The following is an 18,253-nucleotide window of genomic DNA, read 5'->3' on the forward strand; positions in this document are numbered from 1 at the left end:
CGAATGCGATACAAATAAAAGCCAAACCTAACTACCCAACTCCAACTGGTTTTTCACCAGGTTATAATAAGCGCCTTTCCTCGCCGTCAATTCATTGTGATTACCAACCTCGACGATCTCTCCCCGATCCAACACCACAATCTGATCAGCATTCTTCACCGTACTCAACCGGTGCGCCACAACTACAACCGTCTTCCCCTCATACACCTGATCCAGGTTTTCCATAATCACCTTTTCATTATTGGCATCCAAGGCATTGGTCGCCTCGTCGAAGAACAAGTACTCCGGATTCTTATAAACCACTCTTGCAATAAGTATTCGCTGCTTTTGCCCCTGACTCAAGCCATGTCCATCCTGGCCAATTCGGGTATTATAGCCCAAGGGCAAACCTTCTACAAAATCCTGAATATTGGCCGTTTTCACGGCAAACAACAATTTCTCTTTATCAATGCGCTCATCGCCCACAATTATGTTATTAACAATGGTGTCTGAAAAAATAAACCCATCCTGCATCACCGCTCCAACCTTGGTGCGCCACCATTGCTGCGAAAAGTTCTTCAAATCGGTATCGCCCACACGTATCGCTCCGGCCACTGGCGGATAAAACCCCAACAGCAATTTTACCAATGTCGTTTTACCACTTCCACTGGTTCCAACAATCGCGGTCAACTTCTTCTCCGGAATAGTCAGCCCAATCCGATTCAACACCTTGGGAGAATGTGGTCCTTCATACTGAAACACCAAATCGGAAATAACAATGGAACGCTCGGCCGGCATCGTATTAATGCGCGGATCGCCTTTCTTCTCCTCATCCTCCTTATTATGAATTTCACCCAATCGCTCTAAACTAATCTTGGCATCCTGCGCCAGGTGCATGAAGCTAATAAGCTCAGAAAGCGGGGCATTCAACTGCCCGATAATGTACTGCACAGCCAACATCATCCCCAGGGTCATTTGCCCATTCAACACAGCCATAGCCGCCAAAACCGTAATAATAATATTTTTGGTTTCATTGATAAAAACCGATCCCGCTTGCTGGTACTGATCCACCGACAAGTTTTGCACATTCACCCGAAACAGCCGCGCCTGAATACGCTCCCACTCCCAGCGCTTTTGCTTTTCATAGTTATTCAGTTTGATTTCGGGCATCCCATTAATCAGCTGTATTAACATGCTTTGATTTTCGCTCAACTGGGCGAACTTTTTATAATCGAGCTGGCGACGACGCTGCATAAATAAATACACCCACCCCATATACAAAACGGATCCGACAACAAACACCGCCAAAATCTGCCAACTGTAAATGGCCAGCACGACACCAAAAATCACCAGGTTGAACAACGAAAACAAAACACTCAGAGTTTGCGTGGTCAGAAACCGCTCAATCCTGCGATGATCTTGAATGCGCTGCATTAAATCGCCAATCATTTTGGTATCAAAAAAGCCAATGGGCAATTTCATCAACTTTATCAGGAAGTCAGAAATAATGGAAATATTAATACGGGTACTGATATGCAGCAAAATCCACGAACGGATAAAATCAACCGACATTTTACCCACAAACAACATCATCTGAGCTGCCAGCACCAGGTAAATAAAGCTGATATCCTGGTTATTGATTCCAACATCAACAATACTTTGTGTCAGAAATGGAAAAATCAGCTGAATAATGCTCGCGGCCAAAAAACCAATCAACAACTGCCCCACCAGGCGACGATGCGGCCGAACATAGCGCCACAGAAACGCAAAACCTGTGCGGTCATCGGACTCATCATCCTGATCATAAAAAGCCGGCGTAGGCTGCAACATGAGGCAAATCCCCTTCTCCTCTCCGGCTGTCACCGTAGCCAACCAATGCTTCTTAAACTCCTGCTCATTATACTTCACCAAGCCAAAAGCCGGATCGGCCACATACACCTTCCCCTTTTTTACTTGGTAAACAACCACAAAATGGTTTTGATCCCAATGCACAATACAAGGCTTCGGAACATCCTTCACCAACTGGGCGTAAGTCACCTTGGTTCCCAAACTACGCATCCCAATCGCTTCTGCGGCATCACTGACACCAAGCAGCGAAACACCTTCGCGCGAAATGTGTGATTGTTCCCGTAAGTAGTTCAAATTGAAGTTGCGCCCGTAAAACTTGGCGATCATCCGCAGGCACGTTGGCCCGCAATCCATGGCGTCGGGTTGCTTATAATGAGGAAAACGAGGCATAACACTATTTTACTCCTTAAAATTACAGGAAATCAACGTTCATTTGCCGACCCTTGCGATTAGTTATTCACAATTGCCGGTTAATAGCGAAAGCCCGGCACTTAGCCTCCAATAGCTTTCCGAAGAAATAAAAAGCACAATAGCGATTAATCCAAATACCGCCTATCTATTGTTCCTAACTCGACCATCGGAAAAGCCTTAAACTAGCTCCTTCCAATAAGCCCCCCTCCTTCAAAAAAAAAAAAAATACACCACCCCGCTTGCTGGCACCTTCACCCCCATCAACAAAAACAAGCGCCATATAAGTTTTTCAGAAATAAAAAAGACTACACATTCCAAAAAGCATTTCTATAACATATTTCACCCACAGAACCATCGTTGTTTGTTAATAAATTATTACTAATTTTGGTGACTTCCATAGGAAATTCAACCTACAAAACGTGTTTTAACCAATAAAAACTAACGAAATGAAAATCTATAAAACAGATCAAATCCGCAACATTGCTTTAATTGGAAATGCTGGCAGTGGGAAAACCACCCTCGCAGAAGCCATGCTGTTTGAGGGTGGAGTAATCAACCGGCGAGGCGAGGTTTCATCCCAAAACACCGTATCTGACTACCTGCCCATCGAGCACGACTATGGCAACTCAGTCTTCTCCACTGTTCTCCACTCCTTCTGCAACGACAAAAAAATTAACATTATCGACACCCCGGGAATGGACGATTTCCGCGGAAGTGTTGTTTCCGCACTTCATGTTGTCGGAAGCGCCATTGTAACCATCAACACCCCTCACGGAATAGAAGCCGGCACTGAATCCGTGTGCCTCCACACTGAAAAAGCCGGCAAACCAATGATCTTTGTATTCAACCAACTGGATCACGAAAACGTCAATTTTGAGCAAACTGTCGACCAGGCCAAAAGCATCTTTGGCAACAAAGTAACCGTTGTTCAATACCCTGTCAACGCCGGCCCTGGCTTCGATTCAATTATTGACGTCTTGAAAATGAAGCTTTACAAATATCCGGCAGATGGTGGCAAACCCGAAATCCTGGAAATTCCGGATGATGAAAAAGAACGCGCTGACGAACTACACAACGAACTGGTTGAAATGGCGGCAGAAAATGACGAAGCCCTCATGGAGCTTTATTTTGAAAAGGGAAGCCTCAGCGAAGACGAAATGCGCCAAGGCATCAAACTTGGCATGATCGACCGAAGCCTATTCCCGGTATTCTGTGCGGCTGCCAAACACAACATGGGCGTTGGCCGCCTGCTCGAATTCATCGCCAACATCACGCCATCGCCTGCCGAAGCCGTCGAAGTACCTGAAATCAATGGAAAAGAAGTAAAAAAAGGGGAAGACGCACCAACTTCGCTGATGGTTTTCAAAACAACCATCGAGCAGCACGTGGGGGAAATTACCTATTTCAAGGTAATGAGTGGCACCGTAAAAGAAGGACAAGACCTGATCATTGCCAAAAATGGCAACAAAGAACGCATCTCCCAGCTCTTTGTTTCTGCCGGAAAAAACAGAACAAAAGTAGCGGCCATGACCGCAGGCGACATTGGCGCCACGGTAAAAATGAAAGATGTCAATGTCAACAACTCCCTCAGCGAAAAATCAGCCGGTTACAAGTTTGCCGAAATCAAATTCCCCCCCTCCAGACACACCGTTGCCTTGAAAGCCGTAAACGAAGCTGACGAGGAAAAGATCAGCGAAAGCTTCCAAAAGCTACACGATCAGGATCCGACGTACATCGTGGAGTATTCAAAAGAATTGAAGCAAATGCTGGTGCACTGCCAAGGCGAATACCATCTGAACACACTAAAATGGTTCTACAACAACGAATACAAACTCGACATCGAATTTGACAAACCCAAAATTCCTTACCGGGAAACCATCACCAAACTAGCCCAAGCTGACTACCGACACAAAAAACAATCGGGCGGCGCCGGACAGTTTGGAGAAGTTCACCTGTTTATCGAGCCCTACATCGATGGCGTCGAACCAAAGACACTGGTATCCATGAATGGCAAAGAACAAAAACTCTCCATTCGCGACACCCAGGAGTACCCGCTTTCGTGGGGTGGAAAACTCATCTTCCACAACTGCATAGTGGGCGGCTCCATTGATGCCCGCTTCCTTCCTGCCATCCTCAAAGGAATCATGGAAAAAATGGAAGAAGGTCCACTTACCGGATCATATGCGCGAGACATTCGGGTTTACGTTTACGATGGCAAAATGCACCCGGTAGACTCCAACGAAATCTCGTTCAAACTTGCCGGACGAAATGCGTTCTCTCAGGCCTTCAAAAATGCTGGTCCCAAGATCCTGGAGCCCATTTACAACCTGGAAGTTTTCGTACAAAGCGATCGCATGGGAGACGTCATGAGCGACCTCCAGGGACGACGCGCATTAATCATGGGCATGGGCAGCGAAAGAGGCTTCGAAAAGATCAATGCCAAAGTCCCACTGAAGGAAATGCACAAATACATCACCGCCCTCAGTTCTTTAACACAAGGGCGCGGAAGCTTCTCCATTGCATTTGACGGCTATGAAAAAGTACCACAGGAAGTACAAGAAGAGCTTCTGGCAGCTTATGCCGCCGAACAGGAAGAAGATTAACAAAAGACCATTTCTAATCCTATCATAACTAGCATTCAAACTAATTATGACTAAAACCCCGGACAGCCTATCCGGGGTTTTCAATTTAAAACACCCCTTCACCCCCGCCAACACCCCACATGCTTTTTCTCCATACGCGAATAACACTGCCTCCTTATTAAAACTCATATGTGGGTAAAATTACCCATTGTGCATAATTCGCAAGTGCCCTAAGTTTGTTCCGATGTATGGCCACAGCCTATTTCAAAGCCATACGGAGTAACATAAAAACAAATCTTTATTACAAATAAAAAGTAAAATCATTTTTTATGAAAAGAGCGATTCTAAACTACAAAAAGGGCATCATGTTCATCCTGGCTTTAATTACAGTTGGACTAACGTACCAAAGCTGCGAGGAGGTTGACATGACTGACAGACAAACACTAAAAGACCTGGTAATTGACTATCCCTGCAAAGAAGTCTGCCTGGTGGCAGGTCAACACATGCAAGTTGGCACAGTCATCGTTTCGCAGGACGGAGATGACATTCACGTTACCTACAACGTAACCGAATCAGGTGTTTACCTCACCGAGATTCATCTTGACATTTTTGCCGACCTCGACCAATTTGACGCAGCAAAAAAACTAAGCGGCGGTGGAGCCATTCCCGGAAAATTTGAATTTAAAAAGAGCTGGAAAGCATCTGCTATGATGACTAGCTATACCGTTGTTGTTCCCAAAGAATACATCGATGAGATAGCTCCTAATGCCGACTGCTTCTATATTGCATCACACGCAGCTCTTTCCAATGGCGAAACAGCCTGGGGGGGATTCTGCACTGAAACCGACAAAGGAGTTTCATTGAGCGATGCCATGCAGTTTCCAGGCAACAACTGGGGAGTATACTTCGAATTCTGCCTTGACGAGTGCCTTACCACCGTTGACTTCACCTATGCCTGGGAAGACCTTATGAAAGACGGTGCTGACGGTAACGACGGTGACTACAATGACTTGGTCATAAAATCAGACGTTCTCCGCTCTCAGGATATGCTGGTAATTTCGATCTACGCATCAGCCAGAGGAGCCAGCTACGATCACGCGTTCAAAATCAAAATTCCAAAAACAGGAATCGTTGATGCCCTGACTGGCGGGATCAACGGACACGCTGACATCGAAGAAGATGGAGACTACTATATCATTACGGTATTTGCGAGTACAAAAGCTGTTTTACCAGCAGAAAACGAGGCTCCCTATCCATTTGTTGCCAACACATTGCCAACAGACACGGATTGCGAACCTCACGCCAACGCCATCATTATAATTCTGACCGATGAGAATTTTGATTTCGATCCGGACTTCCCCTATGAACCATTCATTACGGTGCACCCGGGAACGACCAACGCCTACGACCTGAACATTTGGGAGCTCCAAGCCAACCTGGCCGATGGCTCAACATGGATTGACGAAGAAGGAAAAGAACACCCGAATGGCATCATTATTCCCTACAACTGGCAATGGCCGTATGAAAAAACATACATTGGCGAAGCTTACGCAGGCTTTACCAGCATCACTGACGGCTGGAATCCCAACTGGGCAGATAACCTGACTGATGCAACCAAAGTTTTTGATCTAATCTGTGAATAACTTAACTGAATCACATTTCTGAATATCCCGATTTGAATAATTCGACAAAAACAAATAGGCAGCCAATTCTGGCTGCCTATTTGCATTACAATCCACCTTGCATAAAGGCAACTATTTTCGCTTCAAAAACGGCAATATCTTCTTAACTCCAAACTTCAAGCGATTCAGAAAAATTGCCCTGAATAAGTGGCGCCCTAAGCGCAATTTCAAGCCTTCATCGACCTTAACCACCGAAGAAATAAACCGTTTATCAGTAGGAAGATGAATCAGAAAACTATCTTCGTAGGCCTTCCAACTGTTTTGAACATGCAAAGTTGGCACACTCCAAAACCGGGCGATTCCACCAAAAGCACCAACATCACAACAACAAACCCCTTGGCGCATCATTTTCTCAAGAGCAACCGACACCAGCACCTCATCACCCTGATGGTGAAACAAGGGATAATTTTCAAAATAGTGCTGCTGCACAAGGCGAATCTCTTCACTCAACCGTCTAAAAAAAGCAGCATCACCTCCTAAAAACTCACCACCACACCACAAACCCAATGATGATTCTCCCTCCGTCAAAATTTCTTTATCCTGAATCAAACGCTCTCTACCATAAGCCGGGTAACGCTGAGCAGTTACATCGTAAAAAGCAGGAATATTATTCCGGATACAATTTTTTAGATTTTGCGGCATCGCACTCAAACACAACACATCGCTATCAACCAGAATGCAATACCCCCCCTGTTCTCCCAAAGAGCCAAAATACCGAAATACGTCCAACTTAAAATGCGCTGAATAAAATGCAATACCACGGGGAACATCCAACTGAAAAGGTATTTCTACAAACTGCAACTTATTGGAATATCGTTCAAGATATTCCTGTTGATTGGTCAATACCACCAAGGACTTAGAAGTAAAAAATTGCAGCGATTCCGATAAGCTTTCACAACATTTAATATAAGTTTGAATCTGCTGATCAAAACCACCGTGCGCACCATTATTTGCTGCCGATTTATTCTTAAAATCAACATACATCAAGGTATAAAATTGATAATCCATACACTCAATTTTCTTATTTATTTTCAGTTTCAAAAAACCGTCCAATACAAAAAAAATGGGGAATCATTTCCTTCTTGAGCGAGTCAATCCATATTGACCAGAAACTTCAGCCGAAACACTAATTCCCCCTTGCAAAATTTCGATCAACCGACTCTCAAACTTTCGAAACGTAAACTCTTTTTCATACTTACGATATCCCGCCTGTCCCATTCGAACACGCAAATCCTCGTCTTTAATCAACACTTCAAGCTTATCGGCCAGCGAAACCACATCTCTCTGGGGAACCAAAAAACCGGTAACGCCATCTTCAACAACATCCGGAATCCCTCCTTCAAAAGTCGACACCACCGGCAGCCGATACTGCATAGCCTCCACATTAACCAAACCAAAGGTTTCAGCTTTATAATAAGTTGGAAATGCAAAAATCGAAGCAGCACTAAATACCTGCTCTTTTTCCTCCCCAAACTTACACCCTACATAACTCACTTGTGCCGAAAGCCCCTTTTCTTCAATCAGCTCAACAAGCTCCATCCCGGAGATATCACCATCACCCCCAGCCAAGGTACAACGAAAAGAACAGTTGCGCTCTTTCAGCAGCAAACAGGCATCCAACAAAACTTCCACCCCCTTCGCTCGAATCAGATTTGAAAGAAACAAAATTTCGGGAATGTCCTCCTTTTCCTGCCCATTCCGATAATGGGCAGCAGTCACCCCATTCGGACAAATCCTGATCTGCCCGGGCTGAACATAGGGAGCAACATCAGAGTACAAATGTCGCGACAAAAGAATGACAGCAGAGTTAGCAAACGCAAAATGAAAGAGCCTTCGAAAAAAGAAGCTATCTTTCCTCTCTTCAAAGCCTTTATTGTGCAAATGATACACCAGAGGAACCCGAAACAACTTCAACAGAAAAATCAGAATAAAATCCTTTAAAAAGGCAGCCCCCGTAGTCGTCAAGGCAAAATAACAAACAGAAGGACGCCTTCGAACCAGCTCCTTAAACAGCCTTCCCGCGATCAGCAAGCCTTTATAGAACTTTCGAAACGTCAATTCGCCAGACTCATTCACTTCATCCGACAACAAGAGGTTAATATACCTGGTATTGAAAGCCCGATTAATCTCCCGACTCTCTTTAATAGACAGTCCCACAATGGAAGAGCCATGAATGGCTGACGGCCAATGAAGAAGAAACAAAACATCCGGCTTCATATCAGGCTAACTTAAATTTTTCAACGATACGCGACTTTAGAGAGAATTTCCCCCGAAACTCCTTAACCAGCAAAGGGTCGATGACCGGAGCCGGCGAAAACTCAAAATCCATCTTCAAACCATCATCCAAGTGCGTTCGAAAACGATGGCTTTTCTTGGTGTTTGTAGCCTCCTCTCCAAAACCAATACTTTTCACTTTGGACCGAACCGGGAAAACAGTGAGCAAATCATACTCAAACTGACAATACCCCAGCCGAATAGCCCATGAATCCAATCGCCCGGTCATTTGTTTCCAAAGCATGTAAGGCATATCCATTCCTCCCCGCATAAAGCGAAACTGCTTCAAAAAACTCCACCGAAAAGACTGATAACTTTGAGCTTCCCAATCAACCAACTCCCAACGATCTTGCCATATGCCCCATCCCCACGAGCCTGCACGGTAGCCCAGGTAAAAATCTTCTTTCCGATTCTTCAAGGAAGGCAAGTCCATGGTGTATCCCGAAATACTCATTATCTTCTTATTATCTTCGTAATACACCAAAGCCTGGTTCATAAAATCAAGAAAGTTCGGCGATGTAATCAGATCATCTTCCAATACAATGACCTTCCCATATTGAGCAAGGAGCTTAGAAACCCCGGCAATAATAGAATTTGCCAAGCCTCGGTTAACCGGAGCACATGAAAGAGAGACTGATTTAAACCCGGTAACCGTTTCCAGATACTGCCTGACAGCAAACACTTTTTCATCCGATTGTTGATCCTTAGCACCATCCGAAAAAATATACAATTCACTTTCCGAAGCCAGGTAGTTGCGTTTTAAGGCATCAATGGTCTGTTTGAGCTCTGCAGGGCGGTTGTATGTAAATAAACATATTGGAGCAAGCATACGGTTTAGATTTGGGGCATTTCATTTCGCAATCAAGAGCAATCATCACGTCTAAGTTAAACAAAACAAAATACAAAACCGACTTGTTCACTGACCCTTTAGCAGAAAACAAGAGCCTTAAACCACAGAGATCTATTTTTCACGAAACAAGTGCACAAAACCATGTGCATTCTGAGTTTCTCCATCACGTCCTTCTGCCCGTACAACATAGTAATAAACCCCAGGACTGGCATAACGCCCACCAATCCGGCCATCCCATACAGACTCGCTTGATGTCTCCTCAAAGCCCTGCACATTGTTGTTTTCCCACGTATGAACTTTTCGTCCCCAACGGTTAAACACCTGAATATTGATCGATTTGATCGACCGGTATTTAACCACGAAGACATCATTCACGCCATCTCCATTGGGGGTAAACACATTCGCAACCTCCAGCAAGGAGTTTTGAACAACAATATAATCTTCCAGGTAAAAGGTATCCGTACATGCAAAGTTTTCCGAATTCTTTGTAGTCACCAGCTTCACCTGGTAAGTACCCGAATTTTCATAAATAAAAACGGGGTTCTCATCAATGGCAGTTGCTAAAATACTATCTTCTACCACTCCGCCATCAAGGCCTTCCTGAATCAGCTCATCCCGGTCCCGAAAGAAAAACCACTCATAGCCGTCAGCATTGAGCGAGGTACTTGTGAACAAAACCTCCAAAGGTGCCTCTCCCTCCAGCGGCGTGGCATCAAATGACGCCTCAGTCACAATACTCTGATAAGAAACCGGCACTTTAACCTGACACCCAAAGCGGTCATAAACAGTCAATTTGTATTCCGTATTTCTTGCCGGTGGCGAAAAAACCTGAGGGCTCAACACCGAAGCAACAGGCTCCCCATCGGCCTCCCATCGCACTTTTACATCTTTAAAAACCTGCAACTCGGAACCTGTAGCCAAATCATAATAAACTGACGAAGCTTCGTCAAAAGCAGCTTGTATCTGAAAATAGTCACAGGTCGACTCCGTAATTTCGGCTGTTGCAGCATACCAGCTGTTCATCACCCAAGCAGTATAAAGTTCAGTTGTTTCTCCAAAAGTCACTTCAACCCGATAGCATCCACTCTCCAAATTGCTAATGGTTGACGAAGCCGCTCCCGAATTATCCGACTGATAAGCATCAAAGCTTCCAGTTCCCGGGTTGTATTTGAACCACTCAAAGCCGGCAGCTACTGCCGTACTTGAAGTTGCCGTCAATTGCCCGGCATTCTCATCGGGAGCAGCACAAAAAATATAAATCTGATCTTGACTCCCAGAACTGTAGGCGGTAGACACAACATCGTCCGACACAGCGGTTAACTGCCCCATAACGACACAGGGAAAAAACAAGGCAATCAGCAAGACAACAAGTGAAGTTTTCGCATTAAATTTCATCTTCAAAAAACAGCTTGAATTATATTGTATTACAATATTAACGTTTAAAATTGACTTATCTTTTACCCATCTTTCATTTTTTCATTCAAAACTCATTTGTTGAAAACTAGCTGAGGCCAATGCTTCGAAATAAGAAAATAGGTTATACTTTTGAGGCTGACTTAGAAATATAGTGATTGTGAATTATCTTGAAGAATTAAACGAAGCTCAAAGACAAGCTGTTGAAAATACCGAAGGGCCATCCCTGATCATTGCCGGAGCCGGCTCTGGCAAAACACGGGTACTGACTTACCGCATTGCTCACTTGCTGAAGCAAGGCACACGACCGGCCAGCATTTTATCGCTTACCTTTACCAACAAGGCAGCCAAAGAAATGAAAGAACGGATTGCCAATGTTGTTGGGGCACACACGGCCAAATACCTTTGGATGGGAACGTTTCACTCCATTTTTGCCCGCATTTTACGGGTGGAATCGGAAGTTCTTGGTTACCCCTCAAATTTCACAATCTATGATTCAGCAGACTCCAAAAGCCTGTTGAAAACCATTATCAAAGAATTTAAGCTGGACGATAAAACATACAAAGTCAACGTGGTTGCCAGCCGGATTTCAGCAGCAAAAAACAGCCTGATTACTCCCGCAGCCTATGCCACCAATGCCCAGGTACGCGAATATGACATGAGCATACGCATGCCACGCATCGCTGAGCTCTATAAGGAATATTCACGCCGATGCTTTTTGGCCGGAGCCATGGATTTTGATGACCTGCTATTGAAAACAAACATCTTGTTCCGCGACCACAAAGACATACTGGCCAAATACCAGGATCGATTTGACTATGTTTTGGTTGACGAGTATCAGGATACGAACTTCTCGCAATACCTGATTGTAAAAAACCTGGCTTCTAAACACAAAAACCTATGCGTTGTTGGCGATGATGCCCAAAGTATTTATTCATTCCGCGGAGCACGAATTGAAAACATTCTGAATTTTCAGAAAGATTACCCCGAGCACCAGGTTTACAAGCTGGAGCAAAACTACCGCTCAACGCAAACCATTGTGAATGCAGCCAACAGCGTGATTCAAAAAAACAAACGTCAGCTCCCCAAACGGGTTTTTTCCGAAAATGCCGAAGGAAACCGCATCAAAGTGTTTTCGGCCTTAACCGATAACGAGGAAGGGTACTTGGTTGCCAATGAAATCAGCGAAACCCGCATGCGCCATCATTACCACTATTACGACTATGCAATTTTGTACCGCACCAATGCCCAGTCGCGTATTTTTGAGGAATGCCTGCGAAAACGCAACATTCCCTATAAAATATACGGAGGACTATCCTTCTACCAACGCAAGGAAATCAAGGACTTACTATCCTACTTCCGGATCGTCATCAATCCGAAGGACAACGAAGCCCTCAAACGAATTATTAATTACCCGGCCCGCGGAATTGGCGCCACCACTCTGACCAAGCTTGAGCAGGCAGCCATGAGTCAGGGCACCAGTATTTTCGAGATTATCGAACAAAGTGAATCCGTCAATCATGCCGCTCTGAACAGAGGAACCATCAGCAAAGTGCAGCAATTTGCGGCCCTGATCAAACAGTTTCAGGACAAAAACGAACTGAACGATGCCTATGAAATGGCGAGCGAAATTGCCACACAGACTGGTGTCATAAAAGATTTATACAAGGATCAAACAACAGAAGGACTAAGCCGGTTCCAAAATATCCAGGAGTTATTGAATGGTATACAGGAATTCTCAATCAATGCCCGCGAGGAAGGACAGCCCAACCACCTGGCTAATTACATGGAGGATGTGGCCCTGCTTACCGATCAGGATTCAGATAAAGACGAAGACCGCGATAAGGTAACCTTGATGACCATCCACTCGGCCAAAGGGCTTGAATTTAAAAACGTATTTATCGTGGGAGTGGAAGAAAACCTATTCCCCTCCAACCAGTTTGGAAACATCACCCCTGAAGCTTTTGAAGAAGAACGCCGGTTGTTTTATGTTGCTCTTACTCGCGCCGAAGAAAATGCCTACCTCAGCTTTGCCAGACAACGCTACCGCTGGGGGAAACTTGATTTCTGCAATCCCAGCCGCTTTATCGGCGAAGTTGACATGCAGTTTCTGGAACTTCCAGCTGAAGCCGACTTTAACTTTGACGAATTGCCGGGTGAAGACAAAGCCATTCAGAAACAAACATTTGGCAAACCATCTGCAGCTTCCCGCCGGCCGACTACCGCCGATCAGCCGGGCATGAACCAAAAACTGGTCCAACTTCGGCAAGCCAAAAAGCAAGCTCAAAATTTTGATGGCGATGACCCTCGCGACATTCAAACGGGCATGTTGGTTGAACACCAACGATTTGGTAAAGGTAAGGTCCAGCAGGTTGAAGGTACGTTTCCCAACCTTAAAGCTACCGTGTTCTTTCCCAATGCCGGTCAAAAGCAATTGCTGCTTAAATTTGCCAAGCTAAAAATTGTTGAATAATTCAACGGCTGGAAGGGAATAACAGCCAACCAATCAAGTTTTTCGCAAATTAAATTTGTCAACAAAATATTTTCACTTAGCTTTGCAGGTAGATAAATCTCCTTTACTTCAGATTATCAATAGTATTACCGAACTAGTACAACCTTGTTTGACACAAAAGTTTATTAGATATTTTTTTTAAATGGATTACAACTCGAATCGTAAAAAATTACCCCTGCCGGAGTATGGGCGTAATATTCAGAATATGGTTGATCACGTGATGACCATTGAGGACCGTACTGAACGCAATATAGCGGCCCAAACTATTATCGACATCATGGGGAACTTACACCCTTACCTGCGCGATATCAACGATTTCAAGCATAAACTCTGGGACCACCTGGCAATTATGGCTGACTTCAAGTTGGATATCGATTATCCGTATGATCCGCCAAAGCCGGAAACATTTCAGGAGCCTCCCAAAAAAGTACCTTACTCAAGTAATAAAATCAAATTTCGTTACTACGGAAAAACATTGGAATTGATGGTTAATGAAGCCATTCAATATGAAAGCGGCGAAGAAAAGGAAATTCTGATCACCCTGCTGGCCAACCACATGAAGAAATCCTACCTGACGTGGAACAAAGACGCCGTAGATGATGAGAAAATTTACAAGGATCTGGAAATTGTTTCCGATGGAAAAATCCAAAGAGATGATTTGGATCTAACCGAAACACGTGATATTCTTTTCCGTTCAGCCCCACGCAAAAAACAAAACACCGGCTCGAACCGAGGCCCCAAAAAACATCGCAAAAACGACTAAAAACACTATTCAAGGAGATGGCAACATTTCAAATTGAAGGCGGAAAAAAATTAGCAGGGACGCTAAAGCCTCAAGGTGCAAAAAACGAAGCATTGCAAGTTATTTGTGCAACCCTCTTAACCAGCGAACCCGTTATCATTAGCAATATTCCCGAAATTCGGGATGTATTGAAACTCATCGAAATTTTGAGCGAATTAGGCGTTAAAACCGAACGTTTGCAAAAAGGACAGTACAAGTTTCAAGCTGATCAGGTGGATATGCATTACCTGAAATCAGAGCAATTTGCTCGTCAGGCCAGCAGCTTGCGCGGATCCATCATGATTGTCGGTCCCCTGTTGGCGCGCTTCAACAAAGCCCTGATTCCTCAGCCGGGTGGTGATAAAATTGGACGCCGCCGCTTAGACACTCATTTTGTTGGTCTCCAAAAACTCGGAGCTGAATTTACTTACGACCCCGTCAACCTTTTTTACCGGGTTACGACCCAAAAACTTCAGGGAGCCTACATGCTTCTCGACGAGGCATCAGTTACCGGAACGGCCAATATTTTAATGGCTGCCGTTATGGCTGAAGGCATTACCACCATTTACAATGCAGCTTGCGAACCCTATCTGCAGCAGCTTTGCAAAATGCTGGTTTCAATGGGGGCAAAGATCGAGGGAATTGGCTCAAACCTGCTTCGCATTACAGGAGTTAAACAGCTCAGCGGATGCACACACGCCATTTTGCCCGACATGATTGAGGTTGGCAGCTTTATTGGGCTGGCCGCCATGACTGGTTCAGAAATAACCATCCAGGGAACCGGAATTGAACATCTGGGAATTATTCCTGAGTCTTTTAAACGCCTTGGCATCAAATTGCAGGTTAAAGGAGACGACATTTTCATTCCCGAACAGGAAGGCTATGAAATTGAAACCTTCATCGACGGGTCCATCATGACCATTTCAGATGCTCCCTGGCCCGGATTAACACCCGACCTGCTAAGTATCTTTTTAGTGGTAGCCACCCAAGCCAAAGGCAGCGTGCTTATACACCAAAAGATGTTTGAAAGCCGTCTGTTCTTTGTGGATAAACTCATTGACATGGGAGCCCAAATTATCCTTTGCGACCCGCACCGTGCCACAGTCATCGGATTGAATAAAAAACACACGCTTCGTGGTACCACTATGTCATCACCTGACATTCGGGCTGGAGTAGCCTTGCTAATTGCAGCCTTATCGGCTCAAGGGAAAAGCGAAATTTTTAACATTGAACAAATCGACCGTGGCTATGAAGCCATCGACCAGCGTTTGCAGGCTATCGGAGCCAATATCATTCGAACCAGCTAATCGATTATCAACAAGCCGTTTTGTTAATAAATTCAAAAAGTGACGTGCCCACATAGTGACATAGTTGCATTTTTACTATTATTGGGCTCGATTTGAGTTGAAATTTTGAATTAAGAGAAAAGAAAGATGAAACAAAAATTATTAATTACACTGACATTGATTGTAGGCCTGATCGCCCAATCATATGCCGGCGATGATGTTAAAATAGGTCTTGCCGTTGGCAATAAAGCTCCTGAGATTGCAGAACAATCAATTGACGGAAAAGAACTTACCTTATCCTCCTTAAAAGGGAAAGTGGTATTAATTGACTTTTGGGCTTCGTGGTGTCCCCCTTGCCGGCGCGAAAACCCAACTGTTGTGGCTGCCTATGAATCATTTAAAGACAAAAAGTTTAAAAACGGAAATGGCTTTACGGTCTTCAGCGTGTCACTCGACAAAAACAAAGAAGCCTGGAAAAAAGCCATTGAAGATGACAAACTCGGTTGGGACTACCATGTGTCAGACTTAAATGGCTGGCAGGCCAAATACGCTGCTGTATATGGGGTTCGCGGTATTCCAGCAAGCTTCCTGATTGACGGCGATGGGGTAATCATTGCCAAGAACCTGCGTGGAGCAGCGCTTGAAGCTACTTTGAAGGAACTATTAAAATAAGATTATATCCACATAGCATTGGAAGGCAGTACACCCGTGCTGCCTTTCTTTTTTTATACTTTTGTCAGCTATTGACAAGCCAGGTGTGCCAAATTGTCCCCATACGCGAAATGGCAACGTTTTTGTAAATCGACAATCCGGTAATTTTAAATACGAAGAAACATGGCCAAAGAAAAAATAAGCAACGATCAAGAGCAAGTAGAAGAAAAGGAAGTTACAGAAACAACTGCTCAGGAACAAAACGAAACGGCTGAACAAGACGCAAAATCAGAAAAGGCAGAAGCCTCTAAAAAAGATAAGAAGTCAAAAAAAGAGAAACCTGAAGATAAAATCGAAGCTTTAGGAAAAGAATTGCAGGAAATAAGAGACAAACACATTCGTCTTCAAGCCGAGTTTGACAACTACCGCAAACGCACCATGCGCGAGAAAATGGACCTTGTGAAAACAGGTGGAGAAACGGTTATTGTCAATATTCTACCTGTTATTGATGACTTTGAACGCGCGCTAATGGCTTTCAGCGAGATTGACGACAAAGACCCACTAAAAGAGGGCATCCTGTTGATCTATAGCAAATTTCAGGATTTCCTGAAACAAAACGGAATTGCTGAAATTAACGCCTTAGAAAAAGACTTTGATACCGACTTGCACGAAGCGGTAACTAAAATTCCTGCCCCTAAAGAAGAACTCAAAGGGAAAGTGGTGGATGTCATTCAAAAGGGCTATCTGATGAATGAAAAAGTCATTCGCTTTTCGAAAGTGGTAATTGGCGAATAGACAAAGAAAAAGCAAGTATGACAAAAAGAGATTTTTACGAAGTATTAGGAGTTAGCAAAAACGCTTCAGCCGAGGAAATTAAAAAAGCCTATCGCAAAAAAGCCATTCAATATCACCCGGATAAAAATCCGGACAACAAGGAAGCTGAAGAAAAATTCAAGGAAGCTGCCGAGGCCTACGAGGTATTGAGTAATCCGCAAAAGAAACAACGCTATGACCAGTTCGGGCATGCCGGAGTTGGCGGAGCAGGCGGCGGCGGTGGATTCAGCCAGCACGATATGTCCATGGATGATATTTTCTCCATGTTTGGCGATATTTTCGGAGGTCATGGCTTTGGCGGAGGCGGTTTCGGCGGCTTTGGCGGGTCATCTCGCGGAGGCGGCAGAAGAGTGCATCGCGGATCCGATCTGCGCGTAAAAGTCACCCTTTCGCTTAAAGACATTGCCAATGGCGTAGAAAAGAAACTGAAGCTAAAGAAATACAAAGCTTGTGATTCCTGTAACGGAACCGGAGCACAAGGCGGCAATGACTATACCTCCTGTTCCACGTGTCGCGGAAGCGGCCACGTAACCCGCGTAACCAACACCTTGTTGGGACAAATGCAAACAACAGCAGCCTGCCCCAGCTGTAATGGCGAAGGTCAGATTATTAAAAACAAATGTAACTCCTGTGGCGGCGAAGGCGTTGTTCGTGACGAAGAAGTTGTGAGCATCAAAATCCCGGCCGGAGTAGCAGAAGGTATGCAGCTGAATGTTTCAGGCAAAGGAAATGCTGGACGACGCGGCGGACTGAATGGTGATTTATTAGTCATTATTACAGAAGAAAACCATCCGGAACTAATTCGGGATGGCAATAATTTAATCTACAATTTATTCCTCAGCCTGCCTGATTTTGCTTTAGGCACAACAGCTGAAATACCTACTGTTGAGAATAAAGTAAAAGTGAAGATAGAAGCCGGCACACAGCCCGAGAAAATTTTACGCTTACGCGGAAAAGGGCTGCCTGATGTGAATGGCTATGGCAAAGGCGATTTACTGGTACGTATTCACGCTTGGGCTCCGAAGAAAATTTCGGCTGAAGAGCGTAAACTTCTCGAGAAGCTGCAAGCATCTCCAAACTTCCAGCATACGCCGGGAGCCGGAGACAAAAACTTCTTTGAGAAGATGAAGAACATATTTGACTAAATACG

General features: G+C 44.5%; 13 protein-coding genes. 8 read left to right on the plus strand and 5 right to left on the minus strand.

Translation table 11 applies throughout. From position 1 onward, the window contains the following. Positions 1-27: 27 nt before the first annotated feature. Entirely contained in the window at positions 28-2,217 is a 2,190-nt protein-coding gene (locus Q1A18_RS11105; RefSeq protein ID WP_299579710.1) for a peptidase domain-containing ABC transporter, read from the minus strand. 467 nt (positions 2,218-2,684) lie between these two features. On the opposite strand from Q1A18_RS11105, the gene Q1A18_RS11110 reads away from it, so the two are divergent. Beyond that, a complete protein-coding gene (locus Q1A18_RS11110) occupies positions 2,685-4,841 on the plus strand; it encodes an elongation factor G (protein ID WP_299579714.1) in 2,157 nt (718 codons plus the stop codon). 308 nt (positions 4,842-5,149) lie between these two features. Continuing rightward, a complete protein-coding gene (locus Q1A18_RS11115; RefSeq protein ID WP_299579717.1) occupies positions 5,150-6,463 on the plus strand; it encodes an LruC domain-containing protein in 1,314 nt (437 codons plus the stop codon). 111 nt (positions 6,464-6,574) lie between these two features. Here Q1A18_RS11115 and Q1A18_RS11120 read toward each other — a convergent pair whose 3' ends face one another. The 4 genes from Q1A18_RS11120 to Q1A18_RS11135 form a co-directional block, all read right to left on the minus strand. Further along, on the minus strand, positions 6,575-7,510 hold the full coding sequence (locus Q1A18_RS11120) for a hypothetical protein (protein ID WP_299579720.1): 936 nt from the start codon (positions 7,508-7,510) through the stop codon (positions 6,575-6,577). Between the two features lie 63 nt (positions 7,511-7,573). Then, the gene (locus Q1A18_RS11125) at positions 7,574-8,719 is read right to left on the minus strand and encodes a glycosyltransferase family 4 protein (protein ID WP_299579723.1); all 1,146 of its coding nucleotides are present in this window, start codon (positions 8,717-8,719) and stop codon (positions 7,574-7,576) included. Position 8,720: 1 nt separating this feature from the next. Further along, positions 8,721-9,605, minus strand: coding sequence for a glycosyltransferase (locus Q1A18_RS11130; RefSeq protein ID WP_299579726.1), 885 nt, complete (start codon positions 9,603-9,605; stop codon positions 8,721-8,723). Positions 9,606-9,737: 132 nt separating this feature from the next. Continuing rightward, positions 9,738-11,021 carry a gliding motility-associated C-terminal domain-containing protein gene (locus Q1A18_RS11135; protein WP_299579729.1) on the minus strand — a complete coding sequence of 428 codons (1,284 nt, stop codon included), beginning with the start codon at positions 11,019-11,021 and terminating at the stop codon, positions 9,738-9,740. Positions 11,022-11,199: 178 nt separating this feature from the next. Here Q1A18_RS11135 and Q1A18_RS11140 point away from each other — a divergent pair, with 178 nt between their 5' ends. The 6 genes from Q1A18_RS11140 (at position 11,200) to dnaJ (ending at position 18,248) form a co-directional block, all read left to right on the plus strand. Continuing rightward, positions 11,200-13,512 (plus strand): UvrD-helicase domain-containing protein, encoded by a 2,313-nt coding sequence (locus Q1A18_RS11140; protein WP_299579732.1) that lies wholly within the window; start codon positions 11,200-11,202, stop codon positions 13,510-13,512. A 181-nt stretch (positions 13,513-13,693) separates the two neighbouring features. Then, positions 13,694-14,314 carry a DUF4290 domain-containing protein gene (locus Q1A18_RS11145; RefSeq protein WP_299579735.1) on the plus strand — a complete coding sequence of 207 codons (621 nt, stop codon included), beginning with the start codon at positions 13,694-13,696 and terminating at the stop codon, positions 14,312-14,314. 17 nt (positions 14,315-14,331) lie between these two features. Further along, complete coding sequence (gene murA, locus Q1A18_RS11150; protein WP_299579738.1) at positions 14,332-15,639, plus strand: UDP-N-acetylglucosamine 1-carboxyvinyltransferase; 1,308 nt, start codon at positions 14,332-14,334, stop codon at positions 15,637-15,639. A gap of 126 nt (positions 15,640-15,765) precedes the next feature. Beyond that, on the plus strand, positions 15,766-16,290 hold the full coding sequence (locus Q1A18_RS11155; RefSeq protein ID WP_299579741.1) for a TlpA disulfide reductase family protein: 525 nt from the start codon (positions 15,766-15,768) through the stop codon (positions 16,288-16,290). A 162-nt stretch (positions 16,291-16,452) separates the two neighbouring features. Beyond that, on the plus strand, positions 16,453-17,064 hold the full coding sequence (locus Q1A18_RS11160; RefSeq protein WP_299579744.1) for a nucleotide exchange factor GrpE: 612 nt from the start codon (positions 16,453-16,455) through the stop codon (positions 17,062-17,064). Between the two features lie 17 nt (positions 17,065-17,081). Next, positions 17,082-18,248 (plus strand): molecular chaperone DnaJ, encoded by a 1,167-nt coding sequence (gene dnaJ, locus Q1A18_RS11165; RefSeq protein WP_299579747.1) that lies wholly within the window; start codon positions 17,082-17,084, stop codon positions 18,246-18,248. The last annotated feature ends 5 nt before the right edge of the window (positions 18,249-18,253 follow it).

Origin of the sequence: uncultured Sunxiuqinia sp., from assembly GCF_947495665.1 — a bacterium.
GTDB classification, from domain to species: Bacteria; Bacteroidota; Bacteroidia; order Bacteroidales; family Prolixibacteraceae; genus Sunxiuqinia; species Sunxiuqinia rutila.